This window comes from Actinocorallia lasiicapitis (assembly GCF_054778695.1).
Map to the genome: position 1 here is coordinate 36,203 of NZ_BAAGZI010000002.1, position 21,732 is coordinate 57,934.

Genomic DNA, 21,732 nt, shown 5'->3' on the forward strand with positions numbered 1-21,732 from the left:
GTTCGGGGGCTTGGCCCCTGATGGGAGGGGCCCTGAGCGGAGCGAAGGACCTTGCTTTTGGTCAGGTGGGGCGGGTGTAGGTCCAGTCGAGTTCCCAGAGGCGGAGGGTGGCGTCGGAGCCGGCGGTTAGGGCGTGGCGGGAGTCGGGGGTGAGGGCTATGTCCCAGAGGTGGCCCTGGTGGCCTTCGAGGGTGGTGAGGAGTTCGGCGGTGGCGGTGTTCCAGATTTTGAGGGAGCCGGAGCGGGTGCCGGAGAAGACGAAACGGCCGTCGGGGGAGAAACGGACGACGGTGCAGTCGCCCGGCTCCTCGGGGAAGGTGCGCAGGAGGCGGGCGCTCGCGACGTCCCAGAGACGCAGGTGCAGGTCGCTGGTGACCAGCAGGCTCGCGTCGCGGTTCAACGACACGGAGGTGGTGGAGTAGGCGCCGGGGTAGGGGAGGGTGCGCATGGCACGGCCGAGGTGGGTCGACCAGACACGGAGGGTGCCGTCGGCGGGGCTGGCGGTGGCCGCGAAGATCCCGTCGCGGGTGAGGAAGGTCGCGTCGATGCGTCCGGTGTGGCCGGTGAAGGTGTGCAGGAGCGCGCCGGTTTCGAGGTTCCAGAACTGGAGGGTGCTGCGGTCGGGGCCAGGGGCCAGCGCGAAGCGGCCGTCGCCGCTGAACTGGACCTTGCCGTGCAGCGTGAAACCCGGCTTGACGGTCCGGCGAAGCCGGCCGTCGGGCGTCCAGACGGTGATGTCGCCGCCCTGGCAGAGGACGCGCCGGCCGTCGCCGCTCACGGCCGCCGCGTTGACGATGTACGAATCGATCTCCTGGACGCACATGCCGCCCGCCACGTCCCAGACGCGGAGCGGGCCGCCGCCCGAACCGGAGACAGCGACGGACGCGTCGTCGGACAGCCCCGCCGCGTAGATGTGCGGTGACGTCTGCCCGCTGAGCACCTTGACCGGCCACGCGCCACGCAGCCCGACGCGGTTCGAGCCGCCGACGGCCCGCCACGCCAGCAGGACGTCCGGTGTCCGCTCGTGCCCCGGCACGGCCCGCGCCTCGCCGACCAGGTCGAACGCCGCACCCCGACGCCCCTCGTGCAGCGCCTGCGCCGCCTCCCGCAGCAGCCCCTGGACGCGTTCCTTGTGCCGGCTCAGCTCGACGTGCTCCCGCACCCGGCTGAGCTGCACCGGCGCCGCATACCCGGACGAATCACTCCACGACCACCAGCGGACCGTGTCGTCCTGCCCGACGGAGAGCACCGACCGGTCGTCAGCCCCGATGACGAGCCGAGCCACCCGCTCGCCGTGCCCGCGGAACGTCCGCAGGCAGCGCCCATCCGACAGATCCCACAGCCGGACGGCCGTGTCGGCCCCGCCCGACACCAGATAGCGGCCGTCCCGCGTGACGGCCAGCGCCTCGACCAGCCCCGAAGCGGCGTACAGGCTGCGCAGACACGTGCCGTCCGTCAGGTTCCACAGCCGGATCCGATGGTCGGATCCGGCCAGGGCGGCCGTCGTCGCGTCGTCGCTCAGCCACGCGGCCTCGACGGTGACCCGCTCGTAGCCGGGCAGTTCGCGGACGACCCGGCCGGTCAGCGCGTTCCACAGCCTGGGGGCGTCGTTCCCGTCGAGGGTTCTGCCGTCGCGGCCGGTGTCGAGGATCCACTGCCCGTCGGCGCTGACCTCGGTCTTGGTCCACGCGCCGAACTCGCCTTCGCCGGGGCCGAGCCGCCGCCGGAGCGAACCGTCGGCCAGATCCCAGATCATGATGCGGCGTTCGTCGGTGCCGGCGACGAGGGTTCCGCCGCCCGTCAGCCGCAGGGAGTTCACCCAGAAGTGCCGGTCGCTGCCGTCCGGTCGGAACGTGTGCAGGCACGCGCCGTCGGCCAGCCGCCAGACGCGGACGGCCTCGCCGTTGCCGGTGGCGGCGAGCCGTCCGTCGGCGGAGATGTCGCAGTGCTGGATCCATTGGGTGTGCGCCTGGATCGCGTGCAGCCGCCGTCCGGTGGCGAGCTCCCACAGCACGAGGGTGCCGTCTTTGCGGCCGGTGACGGCGAGCCGCCCGTCCGGTGTGGTCCGCACCGCGAACCGCTGGACCTCCGCCGACCGCCAGCGTGTCGTCCGTTCCGCGATGGGCCCCGTGGGAGCGGCTTCCCGCAGACCACGGAAAGCGGCCGCGACCTCGGGATCGTCGGGCCGGTCGAGCCCGTGGAGCAGCGCTTCGGCCGCCGTGACGTCGCCGCGTTCCAGATGGAGCCGGGCGAGCAGCAGCCGCCCCTGCCAGGGATCGCCGGTCGCGGCGCAGACCGCTTCCAGTGAGGTCAGCGCGTCCTCGTCGGTGCCGAGCGCCCGCCGCCACCGGATGAGGCCCGCGTTGTAGGTGGCGAGCAGATGCCGCGGGTCGGCGCGGAGCGCCGTGGCGAAGATCACGTCGGCTTCGTCGTGGCGGCCGAGGTCGATCAGTGTCAACGCCAGGTTGTTGATCTCGTCGGCCTGCGGGCCGACCGGGGCGGGCCGCAGGCGCGGATGGGGGACGCCCAGCGCCTGCTCGTGGACGCGGGCCAGCTCCTGCGCGACCTCGTCCATCGACGCGGGCCGCCCCGCAGGATCGGTGCTCAGACAGCGGGCCAGCAGATCGGCCAGTCCGGGCGGCGGCTCGACCGTGAACCCGCCGTCGGCGCGGAGCGCGGCCAGGGTCTCGCCCGCCGCGACGCCCGCCATCCAGACGACCCCGCCGGTCAGCATCTCCAGCATCGAGACGGCCAGGCTGTAGACGTCGGTGCGACGGCCGATCGGCCCACCCGCCGCCTGCTCGGGCGACGCGTACGCGGGCGTCATGCCGCCGGTCGGCACCAGGACCGTCGCACCGCCCCCGGACGCCTGCGGGACGGTCCCCACGATCGCGCCCGCCAGCCCGAAATCGGTGACCTTGGCGGTTCCGTCCGCGTCCATCAGAAGGTTCGCGGGTTTGACGTCCTGGTGCACCAGCCCCCTGCGGTGCGCGTGCGCGAGGCCCCAGGCGGCCTGGATCGCGATGTCGAGGATCCGGCCGAGGACGGCACGGTCGTCGCCGTCGTAGAGGCGGCCGTCGTCCAGCCAGTCCCGCAGGCTGCCGCCACTGACGTACTCGGCGAACACTCGGGGAACTCCCTCCAAGGTCCGGACATAGTGGCAGACGCACACATGCGGGTAGAGGCCGAGCGCCACCCAGTTCTCGGCCTCGGTGACGAACCGGGCCCGGTCGTCGGCCGTCCGGTACAGCTCGGGCCGCGGGCTCTTGACCGCGAGGTCGGTGCCCCAGTCCAGATGGCGGACCCGGTAGACCAGCCCCATCCCGCCGTGCTCGTGCACCTTGGTCACGCGGTAACGGCCGTCGATGACGTCGCCGACCTGCCAGGTCCCCTCACTCACCGACGTCCCCCCGAAAATCCGATAGCCAGCAGCGTATATTTGACCATGGTCAGGGCCACGGGAGAGGGCGGGGAGCATTGCGGTACTCCGATGGGGTCGCGCTCGTGCTCGTTCTCGCACGCCTCGAGGCCGAGGAGACCAAGTCCGCGCAGGTCAGGCCGGGACATCTGCTGATCGGGCTGACCAGGCTCTGCCAGGACGACTTCGACGCGCGCCTCACCGCCAACAAGGCGGGCTCCTGGCGTCCGGAGGAACTGAAGGCCGATGCCCGGCGGGTGCGCGATCTGTTCACCGCGGCCGGGATCGACCCCGTCCTGCTCCGACGCCGGCTGCGCGCCCTGCACACGCCCGAACCGTGGGAGGAGGCCGAGCAGTCGGCGCGCCCCCGGAGCCTGTCGTCGCAGGACGCGCTGCGCCGGGCGGGCGAGGCGGCCGAAGGCGGGACGGCCGACGCGGCGGCCCTCCTCAGGGCGCTGCTGGACCCGCCGGTCCCGCCCGTGCTGAAGGCGTTCCAGGCGGTCGGCGTCACCGAACCGCTCACGACCCTCTTCCCCGAAGGCCCGGCCGACGCCGTCCCGACCCCCACCCTGGACAAGTTCGGCCGCGATCTGACCGCCCTGGCGAAAGAAGGGCGGCTGCCGCCGGTCGTCGGGCGGCGCAGCGAGATGCGGGAGTTGGCCAGGATCCTGCTGAAGCAGCGCAAGGCCAACGCCGTCCTGGTCGGGGAGGCGGGGGTCGGCAAGACGGGCATCGTCGAGGGGCTCGCGCAGCGGCTGGCCGCGGGCGGCGGCCCGGACGCGCTCGCCGGAGTCCGGCTGGTCGAACTGTCCATGTCGTCCCTGGTCGCGGGCACCATGTACCGGGGCCAGTTCGAGGAGCGCATCCAGGCGGTGCTCGACGAGGCCGCCGCCGCGCCCGGCGTGATCCTCTTCATCGACGAGCTGCACACCGTGCTCCGCGCGGGCGGCGACGGAGCACGCGACGCCGCCAACATCCTGAAACCCGCGCTGGCCCGCGGGGAGGTGCGCTGCATCGGCGCGACGACCGCCACCGAGTACCGCAAGTACATCGAGTCCGACGCCGCGCTCCAGCGCCGGTTCGAGGTGGTCTGGGTCGAGGAGCCTTCGCAGGAGGAGGCCGTCGAGATCGTCACGGGGGTCTGCGTGGGGCTCGCCGAGCACCACGGGGTGGAGATCGATCCGGCCGTCCCGCGGGCGGCCGTCGAGCTGACCGTCCGGTACCTGCCGCAGGCCAGGCTGCCCGACAAGGCGCTCGACCTGGTCGACCGCGCGTGCGCCGCCGCCCGGCTGTGGACCTTGAGCCCGGGGGAGCTCCCTGAAGTGCTGCGGGTGGGTCCTGCGGAGCTCGTCGCGCTCCTCGCCGATCAGCTCCGCCGGCCCGTCGAACAGGCCGGGACTGAGGAGGCCGAACGGCTGCTGGGCATGGAGGAACGGCTGCGGGACCGGGTGGTCGGGCAGGACGAGGCCGTCGGCGCGGTGGCCGAGGCGATCCGCACCGCACGGGCGGGGCTGGGCGATCCGCGGCGTCCCGTCGGGGTGCTGCTGTTCGCGGGACCGACCGGCACCGGCAAGACCGAACTGGCCAAGGCCCTCGCGGAGTTCCTGTTCGACGACGAGAAACGCCTGGTCCGGCTGGACATGTCCGAGTACAAGGAACGTCACTCCGTCTCCCGGCTGCTCGGAGCGCCGCCCGGCTACTTGGGGCATGACCGGGAAGGGCAGCTCAGCGGGCCGTTGCGGGCCCATCCGCGCAGCGTGGTGCTGTTCGACGAGATCGAGAAGGCCCACCCCGAGGTTCTCGACCTCTTCCTCCAGATCTTCGACGAAGGCCGTCTGACCGACGCGACGGGCCGGGAGATCTCCTTCACCGACGCCGTCATCGTCCTCACCTCCAACCTCGGCGCCGCCCCGCCGGCCCGCGCCGGAGCGTTCGGTTTCGGCGGCACCGCCAGGCCCGCGGGCGGCGGCGACCGCGACCGCGTCCTGACCGCGCTCCGCGACCGGCTCCGCCCCGAACTGCTCGGCCGGATCGGCCGGATCGTGGTCTTCGCGCCGCTCAGCTACGACGCGCTGCGCCGCGTCATCGACAAGTCGGTCGAGCGGATCACCGACCGGCTGGCCGAACGGGACATCCGGCTGTTCCTCTCCCCGCACGTCTACGACCTTTTCCTGACGGAGAGCCGCGCCGCCGAATCCGGAGCGCGCGGCCTGGAACAGGCCGTCGAGCGGCTGCTCGTCCGACCGCTCGCCGAGCGGCTGCTGTCCGGCACGATCGCCGACGGCACGACGGTGCGCGCCGACGTCCGCGACGGCCGCCTGGTGCTCGCGTGACCGCCACCGTCACCGTCACCCTCACCCTGGTCAAGGGCCACCTCGAACAGGACACCTTCACCTTCGACGAGCGCACGACCTGCGTGCTCGGCCGCGCCGACGACTGCTCGCCGCGCCTGCCGAGCGACGACCACCACCGCACCGTCTCCCGCCACCACTGCCTGCTCGACATCAGCCCGCCCCAGATCCGGATCCGTGACTTCGGCAGCCTCAACGGCACCTTCGTCAACGGCACGAAGATCGGCCAGCGGGAGAAAGGCCAGACCCCGCAGGAGGCCGCCGCGGGATCGTTCCCCGAGCACGACCTGGCCGACGGCGACGAGATCCGGCTCGGCGAGACCGTGTTCCGGGTCGGCGTCACGGCGGCGGCGGCCGTCCGGCCCGTCCCGCGATCAGACCCCGACGCCCTGGCCGCGCTCCTGCTCGACCTGGCGAAGCAAGGCGACAGCCGGCTCCGGCCGATCGCCGGATACGAACTGCTCCGCACCCTCGGCCGCGGCGGGATGGGCGCCGTCTACCTGGCACTCGACCCGGCGACGGGCCGCCAGGTCGCGCTCAAGCTGATGCTGCCGAAGGCCGCCGCCGACGAGACGTCACGGAAACGGTTCCTGCGGGAGGCACGCCTCAACGGCGAGCTCCGCCACCCCAACATCATCACGCTCCACGAGTCCGGCTACGCCGACGGCGCCTTCTACTTCACCCTCGAATACTGTCCGGGCGGCAGCCTCGGCGATCTGCTCCGGCGGCGCGGCGGCACCCTCCCGCCGGACGAGGCCATCGCCCTCACCCTCCAGACGCTCGACGGCCTGGCTCACGCCCACGCGGCGGGCATCGTCCATCGCGACCTCAGCCCGCACAACATCCTGCTCGCCGACGTCCCCAAGATCGCCGATTTCGGTCTCGCCAAGTCCTTCGACCAGCACGGCCTCAGCGGGCTGACCCGCACCGGTTCCGCCGCGGGCAAGCCGTCGTTCATGCCGCGCCAGCAGGTCGTCAACTTCAAGACCGCCGCCCCCGCCGTCGACGTCTGGGCCATGGCCGCCACCCTCTACCACTGCCTGACCGGCGCCTATCCCCGGGATTTCCCCCGCGGCAAGGATCCCTGGCTGACCGTCCTGCAGTCCCCGCCCGTCCCGCTACGCGATCGCGCCCCGCACCTGCCGCGCCCGCTCGCCGAGGTCGTCGACCACGCCCTCACCGAACGCCCCGCCATCGGCTACTCCACCGCCGACGCCTTCCAGTCGGCCCTCGCCTCCCTCTGAGGAGGCGGCGGCGTCAGGAGGCGCGGGCCGCGGGGGAGGAGGCCAGATAGGTGAGGGCCTGCGCGGTGTTGCAGGAACGGGAGGGGTGATAGGTGCGGCTGAGATAGACGGGGGCCTCGCGCAGGAGCGACGCGGGGTGGGGGATATGACCGAGTGCGGCCGAACGGCGCATCCGGCGCAGGAGCCGGACGGGGTTGGTGCGGCCGGGGGCGGCGGGGTCCTGGTTGTACATGCGGACGGCGCCGTCGATGATCGCCACATAGAGCCCGGTGAGGGCCAGAGCCCAGGTGACGGTGCGCAACGCGTGGCTGCCCGAGACGTGCTGGAAGGCGTCGAAGGCGACCGAGCGGTGCTCGACCTCCTCGGCGCTGTGCCAGCGGAACAGGTCGAGCATGGTCGGGTCGGCGGAGTCCAGCCCTTCGGCGTTGAGCATCCAGTCGCCCAGGAACGCCGTGTAGTGCTCGATCGCGGCGATCATCGCGGCCTCGAAGACCAGCACCCGGCGGGCGAGGCGCGGCGGCAGCCGGCGGCGGCGTCGCGGACGTGAGGCGACGATCTTCTCCGCCAGCCGGTAGCCGGGGGTCGTCGCGATGCCCTCACGCTCCAGAAGCTGCTTGACGACGTGCTCGTGCGAGTAGGCGTGCACCGCCTCCTGCCCCATGAACCCCTTCATCTCGGCCCTGAGCCGCTCATCGGTGACGAGCGGCAGCAGTTCCTTGAACACCTGGACGAACCAGCGTTCGCCGGGCGGGAACAGCAGGTGCACCGAGTTCAGGACGTGCACGGCGACCGGATCGTCCGCCACCCAGTGGAGCGGGGTCCGCGACCAGTCGAACGCGACACGGCGGGGCTTGATGTCAGGGTGGCGTTCGTCCATGCCGTAAGCATTCGAGCCCCTGGACTGGCTGTCAATAGTGACCGTCTTCACGTCGGTATAGGCTGCCGTACGTGTTGACCCGTGACCGTATCGTGCGCGCGGCCATCGACCTGATCGAGCGGGACGGCGTCGAAGGGCTGTCCATGCGGAAGGTCGCCGCCGAACTCGACGCGGCCGCCATGTCCCTCTACCACCACGTTCCCAACAAGGCCGCCCTGCTGGACGCCGTGGTGGAGCGGATCGTCACCGACATCGACTTCGCCGACGATCCCGCCGCGCCCGTCCGGGAACGGGCCCGCGGCATGATGCGGGCCTTCCGGAAGATCTCCCACGACCATCCGCGGACCGTCCACCTCGTCATCACCCGGACGTTCGAGTCACCCGCGACGCTCCGCCTGTTCGAACACGCCCTGGAGATCGCGCTCGCCGCCGGTTACGAGGCGCTCGAGGCCACCCGGATCGCCGGAACGTTCCTGTCGTTCGCGGTCGGCTGCCTCATGCGCGAGACCCGCTATCTGAGCATGGTCTCCGAGCACGGCGTCAACGCGGTGATCGACAAGTTCGCGTCCGTCGATCCCGCGCAGTTCCCGAACATCACGGCGCTGGTCGAGGCGGGTTTCCTCATCGACCTGGACGCCGAGTTCGAATACGGCCTCGACCTGCTGCTCGCCAGCGCCCTGCCCGAAGGCTAGGCGGAGCTGGAGGGCCCGAACAGCCGGAGCGACGCCGCGAAGATGTCGGCCGGGTCGGTGCCGGGCCCCGACCGCTTCCTGATCCAGCCGGGCACCCGCCACGGCCGCATCATCATCACGCCGCCGGCGGTCATCCGGTTCGCCTCGGGACGTCCGCCGTGCACCGCCATCACCACGGCGGCCTTCACCGGTTCACCCAGCGCACCCGACAGCATCTCCGAAACAGCGCTGGCGGCCTTCTCCAACCGTGCGTTCACATGCGTCTTGACGTCCTTGCCGACGAAAAGCTCGCCCTTGATCGCGAACAGATCGGTCTCGGGGTCATAGACCTCGTTCTCGACCAGCCACACCCGGCTCCGCCCGATCACGAGATGCGCGATGACGCCGTGCCCGGGGATCACTCTGCGGTGCAGCACCCGGTAGCCGCGCCGCTCCAGCAGCGCCAGCGCGCGCGACGTGCGCTTCTCGCCCGTCAGCCCCTGCCGCCAGACGCTGGAGGTCCACCGCCGGTGCGCGACCTTTCCCAGGTCGTAGGCGAGGAAGACGGCCGCTGCCGCGAGCCCGGCGAACGGGTGGAGGAACCACCAGCCGAGGACGACGCAGAGCGCGGCGACGATCGCGCGTCGTTTCATCCGCTTCTCGCGTCCGGCCGACCAGAGCTGCTCGTGCACCTGCTGCGGGGAGCCGCCCTCGAGCGCGGGGTTGGCGGCGCGGTAGATGGAGTCACCGATCATGCATCCATGATCCCTTGATCACGGCCAAAAGAAATCTACCAGGAAGGTAACGAAAGGTTGGTATGTCACAGTCGTCACACCTCCGTTGACACCTTTTGTGGCATGTGATCGGGTTTCCACGGTCACACGCCGGACGAAGTATGGGGTCACAGGTGAAGAAGGTCATGCTCGGGGCGGCTTTCGCCGCACTCGTCGCGGTTCCGCTGAGCGGAGAGGCCGCGGTCGCCGCGCCCCCCGCGCTCGTGCAGCAGGCGGCGGATCCGATCGTCAGCCTCGGCAGCAAGGGCGCAGCCGTGAAGAAGCTCCAGCGGAAACTGAAGGAGCTGCACTACGAGCCCGGCAAGGCCGACGGCAGGTTCGGCGGCCAGACCCGCGCCGCCGTCTGGGCGTTCCAGAAGATCAACGGCCTGTCCCGCACCTCCTCGGGCGCCGTGACGGCCAAGACCTGGAAGGCCCTGGAGAAGCCGAAGACCTGGAAGTCGATCACCCCGAAGAAGCGGCGCGAGGCCAACCGGGTCGAGATCGCCATCGGCCGGCAGCTCATCGTCGTCTACAAGAAGAACAAGATCGCGCTGATCACGCACACCTCCACCGGCAGCGGCCGGTTCGAGGACGGCGCTGTCTCCCGCACCCCGCGCGGCTACTTCCGCACCTACCGGAAGATCCGCGGCGTCCGGGTCGCGAAGCTCGGCACCCTCTACAACCCGATCTACTTCTACCGGGGCTACGCGATGCACGGCTCGCCCAACGTGCCGCTCTACCCCGACTCCCACGGCTGCGCCCGGCTGCCGTTCGGCACCGACCTCGTCATGTTCAAGCTCGTGCCCATCGGCTGGCAGGTCAACGTCAAGTAGGACCGTCGCGCAGGACCTCGAACAAAACGAAGGCCGGACCCAACGGGTCCGGCCTTCGTTTCGAGAGGCGTCGGCGCCCGCGTGATAGGACCTCCCACCCCTGGGGCTCTTACACGCGGGCCGCCGATCCGTCGCCCAGATCCTGAACCTCACCGTCGTCCGTCGAGGAGGAGCCGACGACGCTTCCGCTCAGATTCTGTGCGACCCCGGTTCCACCGGAGATGTCTAAAGATTAGGACGCGAAGTGACACGGCAGGCTACGTCCCGGTGACATGCACGTTTCATCATCCCGGACACTGATTGCACCGGTCCACATCGCCGGGCGATGACAATTTGGTAGCGGTGGCGTACCGACGCCCAGAAATCGGGCACTCTTGTTCCGCACAACCCGGCGACTGGAATGGACCTCCGAGGTACATGAGCTCTGCGCAAGAAACACTGCCCGCCGGCATCCTCCCCCTGGAGCTCGAAGATCCCGTCACCGTCGGCGGCATGGTCCTGCTCGGCCGGCTGGGCACCGGCGGCATGGGCACCGTCTTCCTGGCGCAGAACGGCGAAGGGCGCCGGGTCGCCGTCAAGACGATCCATCCCAGGCTCGCCGCCGACCAGGCGTTCCGGGCCCGGTTCGCCTCCGAGGTCGCCAACGCCGGACGGGTCGCGTCGTTCTGCACCGCCCAGGTCCTCGGCCACGGTGAGGACACCGGGCTGCACCGGTCCGGGCTGCCGTACATGGTGTCGGAGTTCATCGGCGGGGTGTCGCTGGCGCGGCGCGTCCACGACAGCGGTCCGCTGCCCGTCTCCGATCTGCACGGGGTGGCCGTCGGCGTCGCGACGGCGCTCGCCGCGATCCACGAGGCCGGGCTCGTGCACCGCGACCTCAAACCCTCGAACGTGGTGCTGACCCTGTCGGGCCCGCGCGTCATCGACTTCGGCATCGCCCGCGCCCTCGACTCCGCGACGTCCTGGACCACCACCGGCACCGTCCTCGGCACGCCCGGCTGGATGGCGCCCGAGGTGCTCGTCGGCGGGAAGGCCACCTCGGCCGCCGACATCTTCGGCTGGGGCCTGCTGATGGCGTACGCGGGGACGGGACGTCCGGCGTTCGGCGAAGGCCAGGCCCTGGACGTCGCCCGCCGGGTCGTGCAGGACCAGCCCGACCTGGCCGGTCTGCCGTCCGGGGCGCTCGGCCAGCTCATCCGGTCGGCGCTCTGCAAGAACCCCGCCGACCGGCCGTCGGCGCCGGAGCTGATGATGCGGCTGGTGGGCCGCGAGTTCCAGACCCGCGCCGCCGCCGCCGATCCGATCCCCGACGGGTTCCGCTACCGCAAGCAGCTCATGGTCGGTGCGCTGATGCTGGCCGTCGCGGCGCTCGCCGTGGGGGTGACGGTGGCGCTGCCGGGCGGTGGCGACACCGCACCGAATGTCACGATCCAACCGCAGGTCACCCCGGACGCGCAGGAGCAGTTGCGGGCTGTCACCACACCGCCGCTGAAGCGCCACAAGAAGCAGTGAGCCCTGGTGAGCCGGTGAATTCCGGCCTCTAAACTCGGGGACGTGGAACTCTCCGTCATCCCCGCCCCCCAGTCGGTCACGCTCGGTCAGGGAGTGTGCGAGCTCGGCGCGGACGTGGCCGTCGCGGCGCCGGCCGGCCGCGCCGCCGCCTTTCTGACGTCCCTGCTGCGCGCGGCGACCGGTTTCGCCGTCCCCGCGGACGCGGACGGAACGGTCCGGCTGGAGCTCGCCGACGGTTTCGGGGCGGAGGAGTACCGGCTGGAGTCCACCCCCGACCGGATCGTGATCACCGCGGGCACCGACCAGGGGCTGTTCGCCGGAGTGCAGACGCTGCGGCAGCTCCTGCCCGCCGCGATCGAATCGCCCGAGCCCGTCGCGGGCCCGTGGACCGTCCCGGTCGTGACGATCACCGACGCGCCCCGCTACCCCTGGCGGGGGATGCTCCTGGACGTCGCCCGGCACTTCTTCGACGTCGCCGCCGTGCGGCGGTTCATCGACCGGCTCGTCCCCTACAAGATCAACATTCTGCATCTGCACCTCAGCGACGACCAGGGCTGGCGGCTGGAGATCCCGTCCCGGCCCAAGCTGACCTCGGTCGGCGGCGCCACCCAGGTCGGCGGCGGCGAGGGCGGTTTCTTCACCCGCGACGACTTCGCCGAGATCGTGGCGTACGCGGCGGACCGGTACATCACGGTCGTCCCGGAGATCGACCTGCCCGGCCACACCCAGGCGATGATGGCGGCCTACCCGTCGCTCGCGCCGTCCTGGCCGCTGGACTCGCGGATCGAGGAGAGCCTGGTCCGCGAGCTGATCGACCGCGACGGCCGGCCCGTCGTGTACACCGGCACCGAGGTGGGTTTCAGCGAGGTCGCGATCGACCGTCCCGAGACCTACGCGTTCCTGGACGAGGTGCTCGGCGAGGTCGCGGCCCAGACGCCCGGCCGGTTCCTGCACCTCGGCGGCGACGAGGCGCTGAAGACCACCCCCGAGGACTACGCCCTCTTCCTGGCGAGGACCCTGCCGATCCCGGCCGCCCACGGCAAGATCCCCGTGCTCTGGCAGGAGGCCGCCGCCTCCGCCGACCTGCCGCCCGGCACCCACCTGCAGTACTGGCGGCCCACCACCGAACCGGTCCCCGAGATCGTCGGCAAGGCCGCGGGCGACGGCGCGAAGCTGATCATGTCTCCGGCGAACCACGCCTACCTCGACCTCAAGTACGACGAGTCGACCCCGCTCGGCCTGACCTGGGCCGGGACGGTCGGCGTCGAGCAGTCCTACGCCTGGGATCCGGCCGCCGTCGTCCCCGACGCGCAGATCGCGGGCGTCGAGGCCGCCCTCTGGACCGAGACCCTCACCACCCCCGACGACCTGGACTTCATGCTCTACCCGCGGCTGCCCGGCATCGCCGAGGCCGGCTGGTCGGCCCCGGACCGCGACTGGCCGTCCTACCGTGCCCGGCTGATCGCCCACATCGCCCGCTGGGACGCCGCGGGCATCACCGGCTACTTCCGCAGCCCCGAGCTCCAGGCCGCCCCGGCTTAACCCTCGCTGATCCCGACGACGACGAACATCGCGGCGGCCCCGGCGACCGTGCAGAGCAGGGTGAGCCGGGACGGGTGCTTGGCGTGCGCCTCCGGCAGGATGTCGGAGGTCGCCAGATAGAGCAGGAATCCGGCGAAGTAGCCGAGGTAGAGGCCGACGGCCTGCTCCGGCACCGGGATGACCGTCCCCAGGACCGCGCCGACGACGGGTGCGGCGGCGTCGCCGGCCAGGAACATCCAGGCGCGCCGCCGTCCGTGCCCGAACAGCGAGGTCACGGTGAAGGTGTTGAACCCGTCGGCGAAGTCGTGGGCGATCACCGCGATCGCGACGGCCACCCCGATCGAGGTGCCCGCCTGGAACCCCAGCCCGATCCCCACGCCGTCCAGCATCGAGTGGACGATCAGCCCGCCGCCGGTGACGGTGCCGAGCGCCTGCATCCCGTGCTCGTGCCCGCCGTACTCCTCCTCGTGGCCCCGGTGCATGGCCAGCGAACGCTCCACCACGTGCACGGTGAGGAACCCCGCGACCATGGTCACGGCGGCCGCCGGAACCCCGAACCAGACCTGGTCGGCCTGCTCGAACGCCTCGGGCAGCAGATCGAACCCGACCACCCCGAGCATGATCCCCGCCGCGAGGCCGAGCACCAGATGGAGCCGGTCGCTGACCCGCGCCGCGACGAGCCCGCCGAGCAGGGTGGCCACGAACGCAAGAAACGACACCAGAATCGCCACCCGACCAGCATGACGGCAGCGCCGTCGGCTCCCGAACCAACGCGCCGATAATCTGGACGTATGGAACTGCACTCGGGTTGGACGGTCCAGGCGGTTGACGGCCCCGTGCCGGAGGGGCTGCCGCGCGGCCCGATCCCCGCGCAGGTCCCCGGCTGCGTCCACACGGATCTGCTGGCCGCGGGCCTGATCCCCGACCCGTACCGGGACGCCAACGAGACCCTGGTCGGCTGGGTGGGACGCACCGGCTGGCGGTACGAGCACGTCCTCGGGGCCGTCCCGGCCGGGTATGAACGGACCGACCTGGTCTTCGACGGCCTCGACACGGTCGCCACGATCACCCTCGACGGCACCGTGCTCGGCTCGACCCGCAACATGCACCGTTCCTACCGGTTCGACGTCACCGGCCTCGCCCGCGAGGGGGCCGTCCTGGCCGTCGAGTTCGGCTCGGCCTACGCCGAGACCGACGCGCTGCGGGAGCGACTGGGTGAGCGTCCCAACTCCTATCCCGAACCGTTCAACTACATCAGGAAGATGGCGTGCAGCTTCGGCTGGGACTGGGGCCCCACCCTGGTGACGTCCGGGATCTGGCGTCCGGTCCGGCTGGAGTCGTGGAGCACGGCCAGGCTCGCCCAGGTCAGGCCGCTGGTCACGGTCGACGCCGACGGCACCGGCCGGGTCGAGGCGCATCTGACCGTGGCCCGCACCGAGACGAGCGGCGACCTGGAGGCGGTGCTCACGGTCGGCGGAGCCTCGGCGACCGTCCTGATCCCGGCGGGGGAGACCGAGGCGACGGCCGTCCTCGAACTCCCCGACGTCGCCCTCTGGTGGCCACGCGGCCAGGGCGAGCAGCCCCGCTACGACTGCACGGTCACCCTCCGCGCCGCCGGAACCGACCTGCACACCTGGTCGCGCTCGATCGGCTTCCGTACCGTCGAACTCGACCACGCGCCCGACGAGCACGGCACCTCTTTCACCCTGCGGATCAACGGCCGTCCGCTGTTCGTGCGCGGCGTCAACTGGATCCCCGACGACGCCCTGCCCTCCCGGATCACCCCTGCGCGCTACCGCCACCGGCTGGAGCAGGCCGCGGCCGCCGGGGTCGACCTGGTGCGGGTCTGGGGCGGCGGGATCTACGAGGACGAGGCGTTCTACGACGTCTGCGACGAGCTCGGCCTGATGGTCTGGCAGGACTTCCCGTTCGCGTGCGCCGCCTACCCCGAGGAGCAGCCGCTCCGCGGCGAGATCGACGCCGAGGCCCGCGAGAACGTCGTCCGGCTGGCTCCGCATCCGAGCCTGGTCCTCTGGAACGGCAACAACGAGAACCTGTGGGCGTTCCGCGACTGGGACTGGGAGGAACCGCTCAACGGCGACTCCTGGGGCGAAGGCTACTATCTCGGGCTGCTGCCGCGGATCGTCGCGGAGCTCGACCCGACCCGTCCGTACAGCGCGGGCAGCCCCTGGTCGGGCTCCTGGGATCACCACCCCAACGATCCCGCGCACGGCACCTTCCACTCCTGGGACGTGTGGAACCGCACCGACTACACCGGCTATCTCGCCGAGACGCCGCGGTTCGCCGCCGAGTTCGGCTGGCAGGCCCCGCCGACCCTCGCCACGATCCGCGCGGCACTCCCCGACGAGGGGCTCCGCCCGGATTCACCGGGAATGCTCCACCACCAGAAGGCCGCTGACGGCAACGGCAAGCTCGCCCGCGGCCTCGCCCACCACTTCCGCACCCCCGAACGGTTCGACGACTGGCTGTACCTGACCCAGGTCAACCAGGCGCGGGCCATCGCGACGGGTGTCGCGCACTGGCGTTCGCTCTGGCCGGTCTGCGCGGGCACCGTCGTCTGGCAGCTCAACGACTGCTGGCCGGTCACCTCGTGGGCCGCGATCGACGGGGAGGCGCGCCCCAAACCGCTCTATTTCGAGCTGCGCCGGCTCTACGCCGACCGGCTGCTGACCTTCCAGACCCGTGGGGGAGCGCTGCTGCTGGCCGTCGACAACCAGTCGGCAGAGCGCTGGGAGTCGGCCGCGACCGTCCGCCGGCTCACCGCCGACGGCTCCGTCCTGGCCGCGGACCGGATCGCGTTCGACGTCCCGGCCCGTACCGTGGCGCTGATCCCGGTTCCGTCAGGGCCTGGCCCGGCGGAGCTCCTGGTCGCCGACGCGGACGGCCTGCGCGACGTCCTGCCGGGCGCCGAGGACAAGGACTTCCCGTTCCCCGCCCCCGAATTCACCGTCAAGATCGTCGGCCTGGGCGAGGTGGAGATCACGGCGCACACGCTCCTGCGCGATCTGCTGCTCCAGGCCGACCGGCTGGGCCCTCGGGCCGAAGCCGACCAGGGCCTGCTCACCCTGCTGCCCGGCGAGACCGCCACGATCCGGATCACCGGCCTGGACGTCCCGCCCACTCCCGAGCGGATCGAGGCGGCCGTCTTCACCGTCAACGCCGCCCAGCGGTGAACGCTCAGCGGGGCTTGCGGGCGGCCGAGTCGGCGGCCTTGAGGTCTTCCAGGAGTCCGGCCTGACCGGTCAGGACCCCGGCGAGGATCTCGCGGGCCACGGTGAGCAGCCCGGCGACCTTGGGCGAGGTGAGGGTGTAGAACACCGACGACCCCTCCTTGCGGGAGGCGACCAGGCCCGCGCGACGCAGCACCGCGAGCTGCTGCGACAGGTGCGCGGCCTCGATCCCGACCTCGGGCAGCAGCTCGGAAACGGCGTGCTCGCGCTCGCTGAGCAGCTCCAGCACCCGGATCCGGACCGGATGGCCGAGGGTCTTGAACAGCTCCGCCTTGAGCTGGTAGAGCGGTGCGCTGACAGTGGTCACCCCTCTATCCTCACCGCCGCCGACCGCGGAAGCAACCGCGCCGGCCGGGCCCCCGCCCCTGCACGGGCGGGGCCCTGCCGACGAAAGGCTAGGCCGTGTCTTATGAATCTTCAGTCCTACTCCGCGACGCCCAGGCACGCACCTCGCGGGCTTGTCGTCGGTCACCAGCCAACCAGGCTGGCTCCCTCCTCCGCACCCCCGAGGCACGCACCTGACCGCCGCTCGCTACGGACAAGATCCATAAGACACGGCCTAGCCCTCGTGATCTTCGAAGCGGTCGACGCCGTGCTCGGCGCCGTCCGTCTCGGTGGCGGCCAGCTCCCTGCGGAGCCGGTCGAGATCCGTGGCGCTGCCGTCGTACTTGATCTGACGGGCGATTCTGACCTGCTTTGCCTTGGCTCGGCCCCGACCCACGGCGTCACCATCCCTTCGTGACGAACAATTGCCGATATTAGCAAGTGCTCGAGGAAAGGCGCGGGAGACCTGCGGCTCAGCGGTGCGGGTCGGGTTCGGCGACGGATTCGACGATCTCGTCGCCGGCCGGCGCCACGATCTCGGCTTGCGCGGCGTCGGCGGCCCGCCGCGCCTGGCGCGCCTTGAGCTTCCGTGCGACGGGTTCCGCGCCACGTGCCACCAGCAGGCCCGTCACCGCGAGGATCGGCACGTACGCGGCCGCCAGCGGGCCGAGCTCGGGGTTGATCCCGGCCGAGACCGCGAGACCGGCGATGACGATGTTGAACTCGCCGCGCGGGACCAGCGAGGCCCCGGCCCGGAGCCGTCCGGTGGCGGCGACCCCGGCCCGGCGTGCCGCCAGATAGCCGGTCGCGAGCTTCGTGGCGATGCCGACGACCGCCAGCAGCACCGCGATCGGCAGCACGGGCGGCAGGGCGGCCGGATCGGTGGAAAGCCCGAAGAACACGAAGAACACCGCGGCGAACAGATCCCGCAAGGGGGTCAGGACCTGGAGCGCGGCATGGGCGATATGTCCCGACAGCGCGATGCCGACGAGGAACGCGCCGACCGCGGCCGACACCTGGAGCTGCTGCGCGAGCCCCGCCACCAGGATGGTCAGGCCGAGGACCTTCAGCAGCAGGACCTCGTCGCTGGGGCTCTCCACGAACCGGTCGACGGCCTTGCCGTGCCGCAGCGCGATGAACAGGATGACGCTCATCGTCGCCGCCGCGACGGCCAGGCTCTTGGCGCCGGCGAGCAGGCCCGCGCCGGCCAGCAGCGTGGTCAGGATCGGCAGGTAGGCGGCCATCGCGAGGTCTTCGAAGACCAGGATCGACAGCACGGCCGGGGTCTCCTTGTTGCCCAGCCAGCCGAGGTCGCCGATGACCTTCGCGGTGATCCCCGACGACGTCACATAGGTGACACCGCCCATGGCGACGGCGGCGACGGGCCCCCAGCCGAGCGCCAGCGCGACGATCACGCCGGGCGCGGCGTTCAGCAGCAGGTCGGCGAAGCCCACCGGCGCCGACGTCTTGAGCGTCCCGACCAGCTCGGACGCCGAGTATTCGAGGCCGAGCGTGAACAGCAGCAGGATCACGCCGACCTCGGCGCCCGTCGCGACGAAGTCCTCGCTGGTGCCGAGCGGCAGGATGCCGCCGGCCCCGAACGCGAGCCCCGCGATCAGGTAGAGCGGAATGGCGGAGATGGAGAATCGGACGGCGACCGCGCCGAGCAGGCCGAGCGCGAGGACGATCGCGCCGATCTCGATGAGTTGAACGGCAGAGTGCACGCGCGTCACCCGTCCGAAAGCAGATGGGCGACGGCGGCGGTGCCCTCGTGGGTGCCGACGACGACCACGATGTCACCGGCCCGGAACAGGAAGTCCGGACGCGGGCTGACGATCACGGAACCTTCCCTGACCACGGCGACGATCGACGCCCCGGTCCTGGTCCGTGCCTGGGTGTCGCCCAGGGTCCGGCCGTCGAAGGGGGAGCCGGCGGCGATCGGCAGCTTCTCGGTGGCCAGGCCCTCGACCTCGCGCTTGAGTTCGGCGAGGCGCTCCACGATCCGGCCGGTGCCGAGCAGTTCGGCGAGGGCGTTGGCCTCCTCGCCGGTCAGTGCGGCCGTCACCACGCAGGTGTCGGGGTCATTCTTGTCGTACAGGACCAGGTCGCGCTGGCCGGTCCGGTGGGACACGACGCCGATCTGGCGGCCGCGTTCCGTGGTGAAGACGTGCCGGAATCCGATGCCCGGCAGTGAGGTCCGAGAGACGTCCATGGTCTCCTCCAGAGGTCAGGGAAGTGCGAACAGTGATCACGACTGTCGCAGGGGAAAGGCGTCTCCGCAGCGGGAGACGGGAAAGGGGTGGGGCGTCGCCGGCCCTGGAGGACGGGCGGTGGTCAGAGCGCGGGGGGAGCCCTGACCTGTATCGGGCCCGCGACACGGCGGCCCGCGGGCAGGCGGATCTCGGTCCAGCCCGCGGACCGTTCCGGAACCAGGAACTTCATCGTCCCGACGGGCCGCACCCAGACCCTGATCAGCAGGGCGACCGTCGCGAGCAGCGCGATGGCCGTGCCGAGCCCCTTGAGCAGGGCGCAGCACAGGGCGAGGGCCGTCGCGCCGAAGGTGGGCAGGCCGGACGCGCCGGCCAGTTCGTGCAGCGGCAGCGAGGCGGCGGAGGTCAGCGGATCGACGGCCGCCGACCAGTCGAACTGGTCCAGCACGCGGAGCGTCGTCCAGGAGGCGGTGAGCCAGAGGAGCGCGGTCAGGGCGGCGGTTCCGGCGGCGCTCCTGGCGACGACGGAGGCCGCGGCGAGCGCGGGCACCACGTTGATCAGCAGGTTGACCAGGTAGAGCAGGGGCGGCGAGCCCTCGGTCCACAAGATCAGGTTGCCGAGGACGCTGCAGCAGAGCAGTGCTCCGGCGGTGGCCAGCAGGCTGCGGCCCGCGCCGAGCGGGAACGCCGGAAGGAGCAGGCCACCTGGTCGCCGCTCCATGCCCACCCGCCCCACGTTTCCCGCCGAGATCGCCGACAGTTTAGTGGAACCGCGGCAGGCTCCGGCGTTCAGCCCGTAACCGGTGCATTCCGGGACGAACCTTGCCGCGCCGCGGAGCGGTCCTGACGGAGCGTCGTTCCAGGAGCGTCGTTCCATCTTTTCGGCAAGAGCGGCGCACCGCGTGGTCCCTGCCTGCCCGGCGAAGCATCATGGTCGCCCTGCGGCGTAGCGGGCACGGAAACGGGGGGCTGTGGCGGACGACAACGACGATGACGACGGCAACGCCGGACTCGGAATCACCGCGGCGCTGGCCGCCCTCCTGTTCGTGATCCTCCGTCTGCTGGCCGTCACCCACTACGAGTGGGAATCGGCCTTCGCTCTCTCCGACTCGATCAACTTCGACGACACCCTCGGCGTCCTCATCGGCACCTTCCTCGGCGAACCCACCTGGACGGCCGTCCTGGTCTCGTTCCTGCTGCCCCTGCTGGTCGGCGACCATCTGCGGCAGCTCCGCGACGGCCGCTGGGTCATCGGCCCGGCCCTCGGCATCATCGTCCTCGCCGGGATCTTCGTCATGGCGCTGACCACGTTCCGGCTCTGGCCCGCCCTGATGGTCCTCATCATCGGCTCCGTCGCCCGCACCGTCGTGTGGCGCACACCCCGGGGCGAGGAGCTCCTGGACAGGTTCGCCGCGCGATCCGGGCTCCTCGTCATGATCGCCGTCCTGTTCATGGCGGGCGTCACCGACAGCATGTGGGTCCCCAAGGAGCGCATCACCCTCACCGACGGCGACCTCGTCGGCTACGTGGTCGCCGACGACGGCTCCTTCCTCGTGATCCTCGTCGACGAGACCAGGAAGATCACCATGGTCGACGCCGACCGGGCCACCGCCCGAACCGAACTCGAGGAGTAGGCTCCGGCCCGTCCGGGGTCCGGGCGCGTGCCATGATCGTGGCGCTGGTGGGAGGGGTGGCGGATGGCGGGGCGGACCGCGGTGATCGTCGGCGGGGGGATCGGCGGGCTGGCGGCGGCGGTGGCGCTGACGCGCCGGGGCTGGCAGGTCGAGGTCTGCGAGCGTGCCGCGGACTTCACCGAGCTGGGCGCGGGCCTGTCGCTGTGGCCGAACGCGCTGCACGCCCTGGCCGCCCTGGACCGGGACGTCGGCGAGCGCGGCGCGGAGGAGGACGGCGGCGGCGTCCGTGACCGGTCCGGCCACTGGCTGTCGCGCACCGGCAACGCCGAGATCGTCCGCCGCTTCGGAATGCCGCTGCTCGTCCTGCACCGCGCCGAACTCCTCCGCGCGCTGCTCGAGGCGCTGCCACCGGACGTCCTGCGGCCTTCGACCACCGTGACGGGGATCCGCGACGACGGCGACGGTGTGATCGTCGAAGATCTCGGCGGCAGCCGCAGAGCGGAACTGGTGATCGGCGCGGACGGCCTGCACAGCACGGTCCGCGCCCTGCGCTGGCCCGCATCCGACCCGCCCCGCTACGCGGGCTACACCGCCTGGCGGATGGTCACCGATCCGCTGCCCGCCGCCCTCACCGAGGGCGCCGTGACCTGGGGCCGGGGCGAACGGTTCGGCTACACCTCGCTGCCCGGCGGCCGCGCCTACTGCTTCGCCTCCGCGACGGTCCCCGCCGGCGGCACCGAGAACGCCCCGGAACTTCGCCGCCGGTTCGGGAACTGGCCGGAACCGATCCCCGCCCTGCTCGCCGCGGTACCCGACGCGAGCGTCCTCCGGCACGACATCTACGACCTGCCGCCGCTACCGACCTATGTGCGAGGACGGGTCGTCCTGCTCGGCGACGCCGCCCACGCCATGACCCCCAACCTCGGGCAGGGCGCCTGCCAGGCCCTGGAGGACGCCGTCGTGCTGGCCGATCACCTCGACCGGACCCCCGACCTCGGCACGGCCCTCGCCGCCTACGACCGGCTGCGCCGCCCGCGCACCCAGCGGATCGTCCGCCGGTCCGCCCGGCTCGGCGCCGTCGGCCAGCTC

General features: G+C 71.6%; 18 protein-coding genes. 9 read left to right on the forward strand and 9 right to left on the reverse strand.

Annotation, left to right across the window (positions count from 1 at the left end):
• Positions 1–61: 61 nt before the first annotated feature.
• The gene (locus ACYVE7_RS00685) at positions 62–3,400 is read right to left on the reverse strand and encodes a protein kinase domain-containing protein (protein ID WP_460362223.1); all 3,339 of its coding nucleotides are present in this window, start codon (positions 3,398–3,400) and stop codon (positions 62–64) included.
• Positions 3,401–3,477: 77 nt separating this feature from the next.
• On the opposite strand from ACYVE7_RS00685, the gene ACYVE7_RS00690 reads away from it, so the two are divergent.
• A complete protein-coding gene (locus ACYVE7_RS00690; RefSeq protein WP_460362224.1) occupies positions 3,478–5,751 on the forward strand; it encodes an AAA family ATPase in 2,274 nt (757 codons plus the stop codon).
• Positions 5,748–7,013, forward strand: a complete 1,266-nt coding sequence (locus ACYVE7_RS00695; protein ID WP_460362225.1) for a protein kinase domain-containing protein — start codon at positions 5,748–5,750, stop codon at positions 7,011–7,013. The genes ACYVE7_RS00690 and ACYVE7_RS00695 overlap by 4 nt, the downstream gene beginning before the upstream one ends.
• A 13-nt stretch (positions 7,014–7,026) precedes the next feature.
• Here ACYVE7_RS00695 and ACYVE7_RS00700 read toward each other — a convergent pair whose 3' ends face one another.
• Positions 7,027–7,890, reverse strand: a complete 864-nt coding sequence (locus ACYVE7_RS00700) for a metal-dependent hydrolase (RefSeq protein ID WP_460362227.1) — start codon at positions 7,888–7,890, stop codon at positions 7,027–7,029.
• Between the two features lie 71 nt (positions 7,891–7,961).
• Here ACYVE7_RS00700 and ACYVE7_RS00705 point away from each other — a divergent pair, with 71 nt between their 5' ends.
• Positions 7,962–8,582: a TetR/AcrR family transcriptional regulator gene (locus ACYVE7_RS00705; RefSeq protein ID WP_460362228.1), complete on the forward strand. Its 621-nt coding sequence runs from the start codon at positions 7,962–7,964 to the stop codon at positions 8,580–8,582.
• On the opposite strand, the gene ACYVE7_RS00710 is transcribed toward ACYVE7_RS00705, so the two are convergent.
• Positions 8,579–9,316, reverse strand: coding sequence for a nuclease-related domain-containing protein (locus ACYVE7_RS00710; protein ID WP_460362230.1), 738 nt, complete (start codon positions 9,314–9,316; stop codon positions 8,579–8,581). The two genes, ACYVE7_RS00705 and ACYVE7_RS00710, sit on opposite strands and share 4 nt — an antisense overlap.
• Before the next feature lie 140 nt (positions 9,317–9,456).
• Here ACYVE7_RS00710 and ACYVE7_RS00715 point away from each other — a divergent pair, with 140 nt between their 5' ends.
• The 3 genes from ACYVE7_RS00715 to ACYVE7_RS00725 all read left to right on the forward strand — a co-directional run bounded on the left by ACYVE7_RS00715 (position 9,457) and on the right by ACYVE7_RS00725 (position 13,224).
• Entirely contained in the window at positions 9,457–10,170 is a 714-nt protein-coding gene (locus tag ACYVE7_RS00715; protein ID WP_460362232.1) for a L,D-transpeptidase family protein, read from the forward strand.
• A 417-nt stretch (positions 10,171–10,587) separates the two neighbouring features.
• Positions 10,588–11,682, forward strand: a complete 1,095-nt coding sequence (locus ACYVE7_RS00720; RefSeq protein ID WP_460362234.1) for a serine/threonine-protein kinase — start codon at positions 10,588–10,590, stop codon at positions 11,680–11,682.
• 42 nt (positions 11,683–11,724) lie between these two features.
• The gene (locus ACYVE7_RS00725; RefSeq protein WP_460362236.1) at positions 11,725–13,224 is read left to right on the forward strand and encodes a beta-N-acetylhexosaminidase; all 1,500 of its coding nucleotides are present in this window, start codon (positions 11,725–11,727) and stop codon (positions 13,222–13,224) included.
• Here ACYVE7_RS00725 and ACYVE7_RS00730 read toward each other — a convergent pair.
• On the reverse strand, positions 13,221–13,955 hold the full coding sequence (locus ACYVE7_RS00730; protein WP_460362237.1) for a ZIP family metal transporter: 735 nt from the start codon (positions 13,953–13,955) through the stop codon (positions 13,221–13,223). The genes ACYVE7_RS00725 and ACYVE7_RS00730 overlap by 4 nt on opposite strands.
• Positions 13,956–14,015: 60 nt before the next feature.
• On the opposite strand from ACYVE7_RS00730, the gene ACYVE7_RS00735 reads away from it, so the two are divergent.
• Positions 14,016–16,418 carry a glycoside hydrolase family 2 protein gene (locus ACYVE7_RS00735; protein WP_460362239.1) on the forward strand — a complete coding sequence of 801 codons (2,403 nt, stop codon included), beginning with the start codon at positions 14,016–14,018 and terminating at the stop codon, positions 16,416–16,418.
• Positions 16,419–16,422: 4 nt separating this feature from the next.
• Here the strand turns inward: ACYVE7_RS00735 and ACYVE7_RS00740 are convergent, their stop codons facing one another.
• From ACYVE7_RS00740 to ACYVE7_RS00760, 5 genes are all read right to left on the reverse strand, one after another.
• Positions 16,423–16,782, reverse strand: a complete 360-nt coding sequence (locus ACYVE7_RS00740) for an ArsR/SmtB family transcription factor (protein ID WP_460362241.1) — start codon at positions 16,780–16,782, stop codon at positions 16,423–16,425.
• A gap of 252 nt (positions 16,783–17,034) precedes the next feature.
• Positions 17,035–17,196: a DUF3073 family protein gene (locus ACYVE7_RS00745; RefSeq protein ID WP_460362243.1), complete on the reverse strand. Its 162-nt coding sequence runs from the start codon at positions 17,194–17,196 to the stop codon at positions 17,035–17,037.
• A 76-nt stretch (positions 17,197–17,272) separates the two neighbouring features.
• Complete coding sequence (locus tag ACYVE7_RS00750) at positions 17,273–18,523, reverse strand: cation:proton antiporter (RefSeq protein WP_460362245.1); 1,251 nt, start codon at positions 18,521–18,523, stop codon at positions 17,273–17,275.
• A gap of 5 nt (positions 18,524–18,528) precedes the next feature.
• Complete coding sequence (locus tag ACYVE7_RS00755) at positions 18,529–19,011, reverse strand: cation:proton antiporter regulatory subunit (protein ID WP_460362247.1); 483 nt, start codon at positions 19,009–19,011, stop codon at positions 18,529–18,531.
• Positions 19,012–19,133: 122 nt separating this feature from the next.
• Entirely contained in the window at positions 19,134–19,886 is a 753-nt protein-coding gene (locus tag ACYVE7_RS00760) for a hypothetical protein (protein ID WP_460362249.1), read from the reverse strand.
• A 94-nt stretch (positions 19,887–19,980) separates the two neighbouring features.
• On the opposite strand from ACYVE7_RS00760, the gene ACYVE7_RS00765 reads away from it, so the two are divergent.
• On the forward strand, positions 19,981–20,643 hold the full coding sequence (locus ACYVE7_RS00765) for a hypothetical protein (protein ID WP_460362251.1): 663 nt from the start codon (positions 19,981–19,983) through the stop codon (positions 20,641–20,643).
• A 63-nt stretch (positions 20,644–20,706) separates the two neighbouring features.
• Positions 20,707–21,732, forward strand: a 1,026-nt coding sequence (locus tag ACYVE7_RS00770) for an FAD-dependent monooxygenase (protein ID WP_460362253.1), incomplete at its 3' end; no start/stop codon positions are given.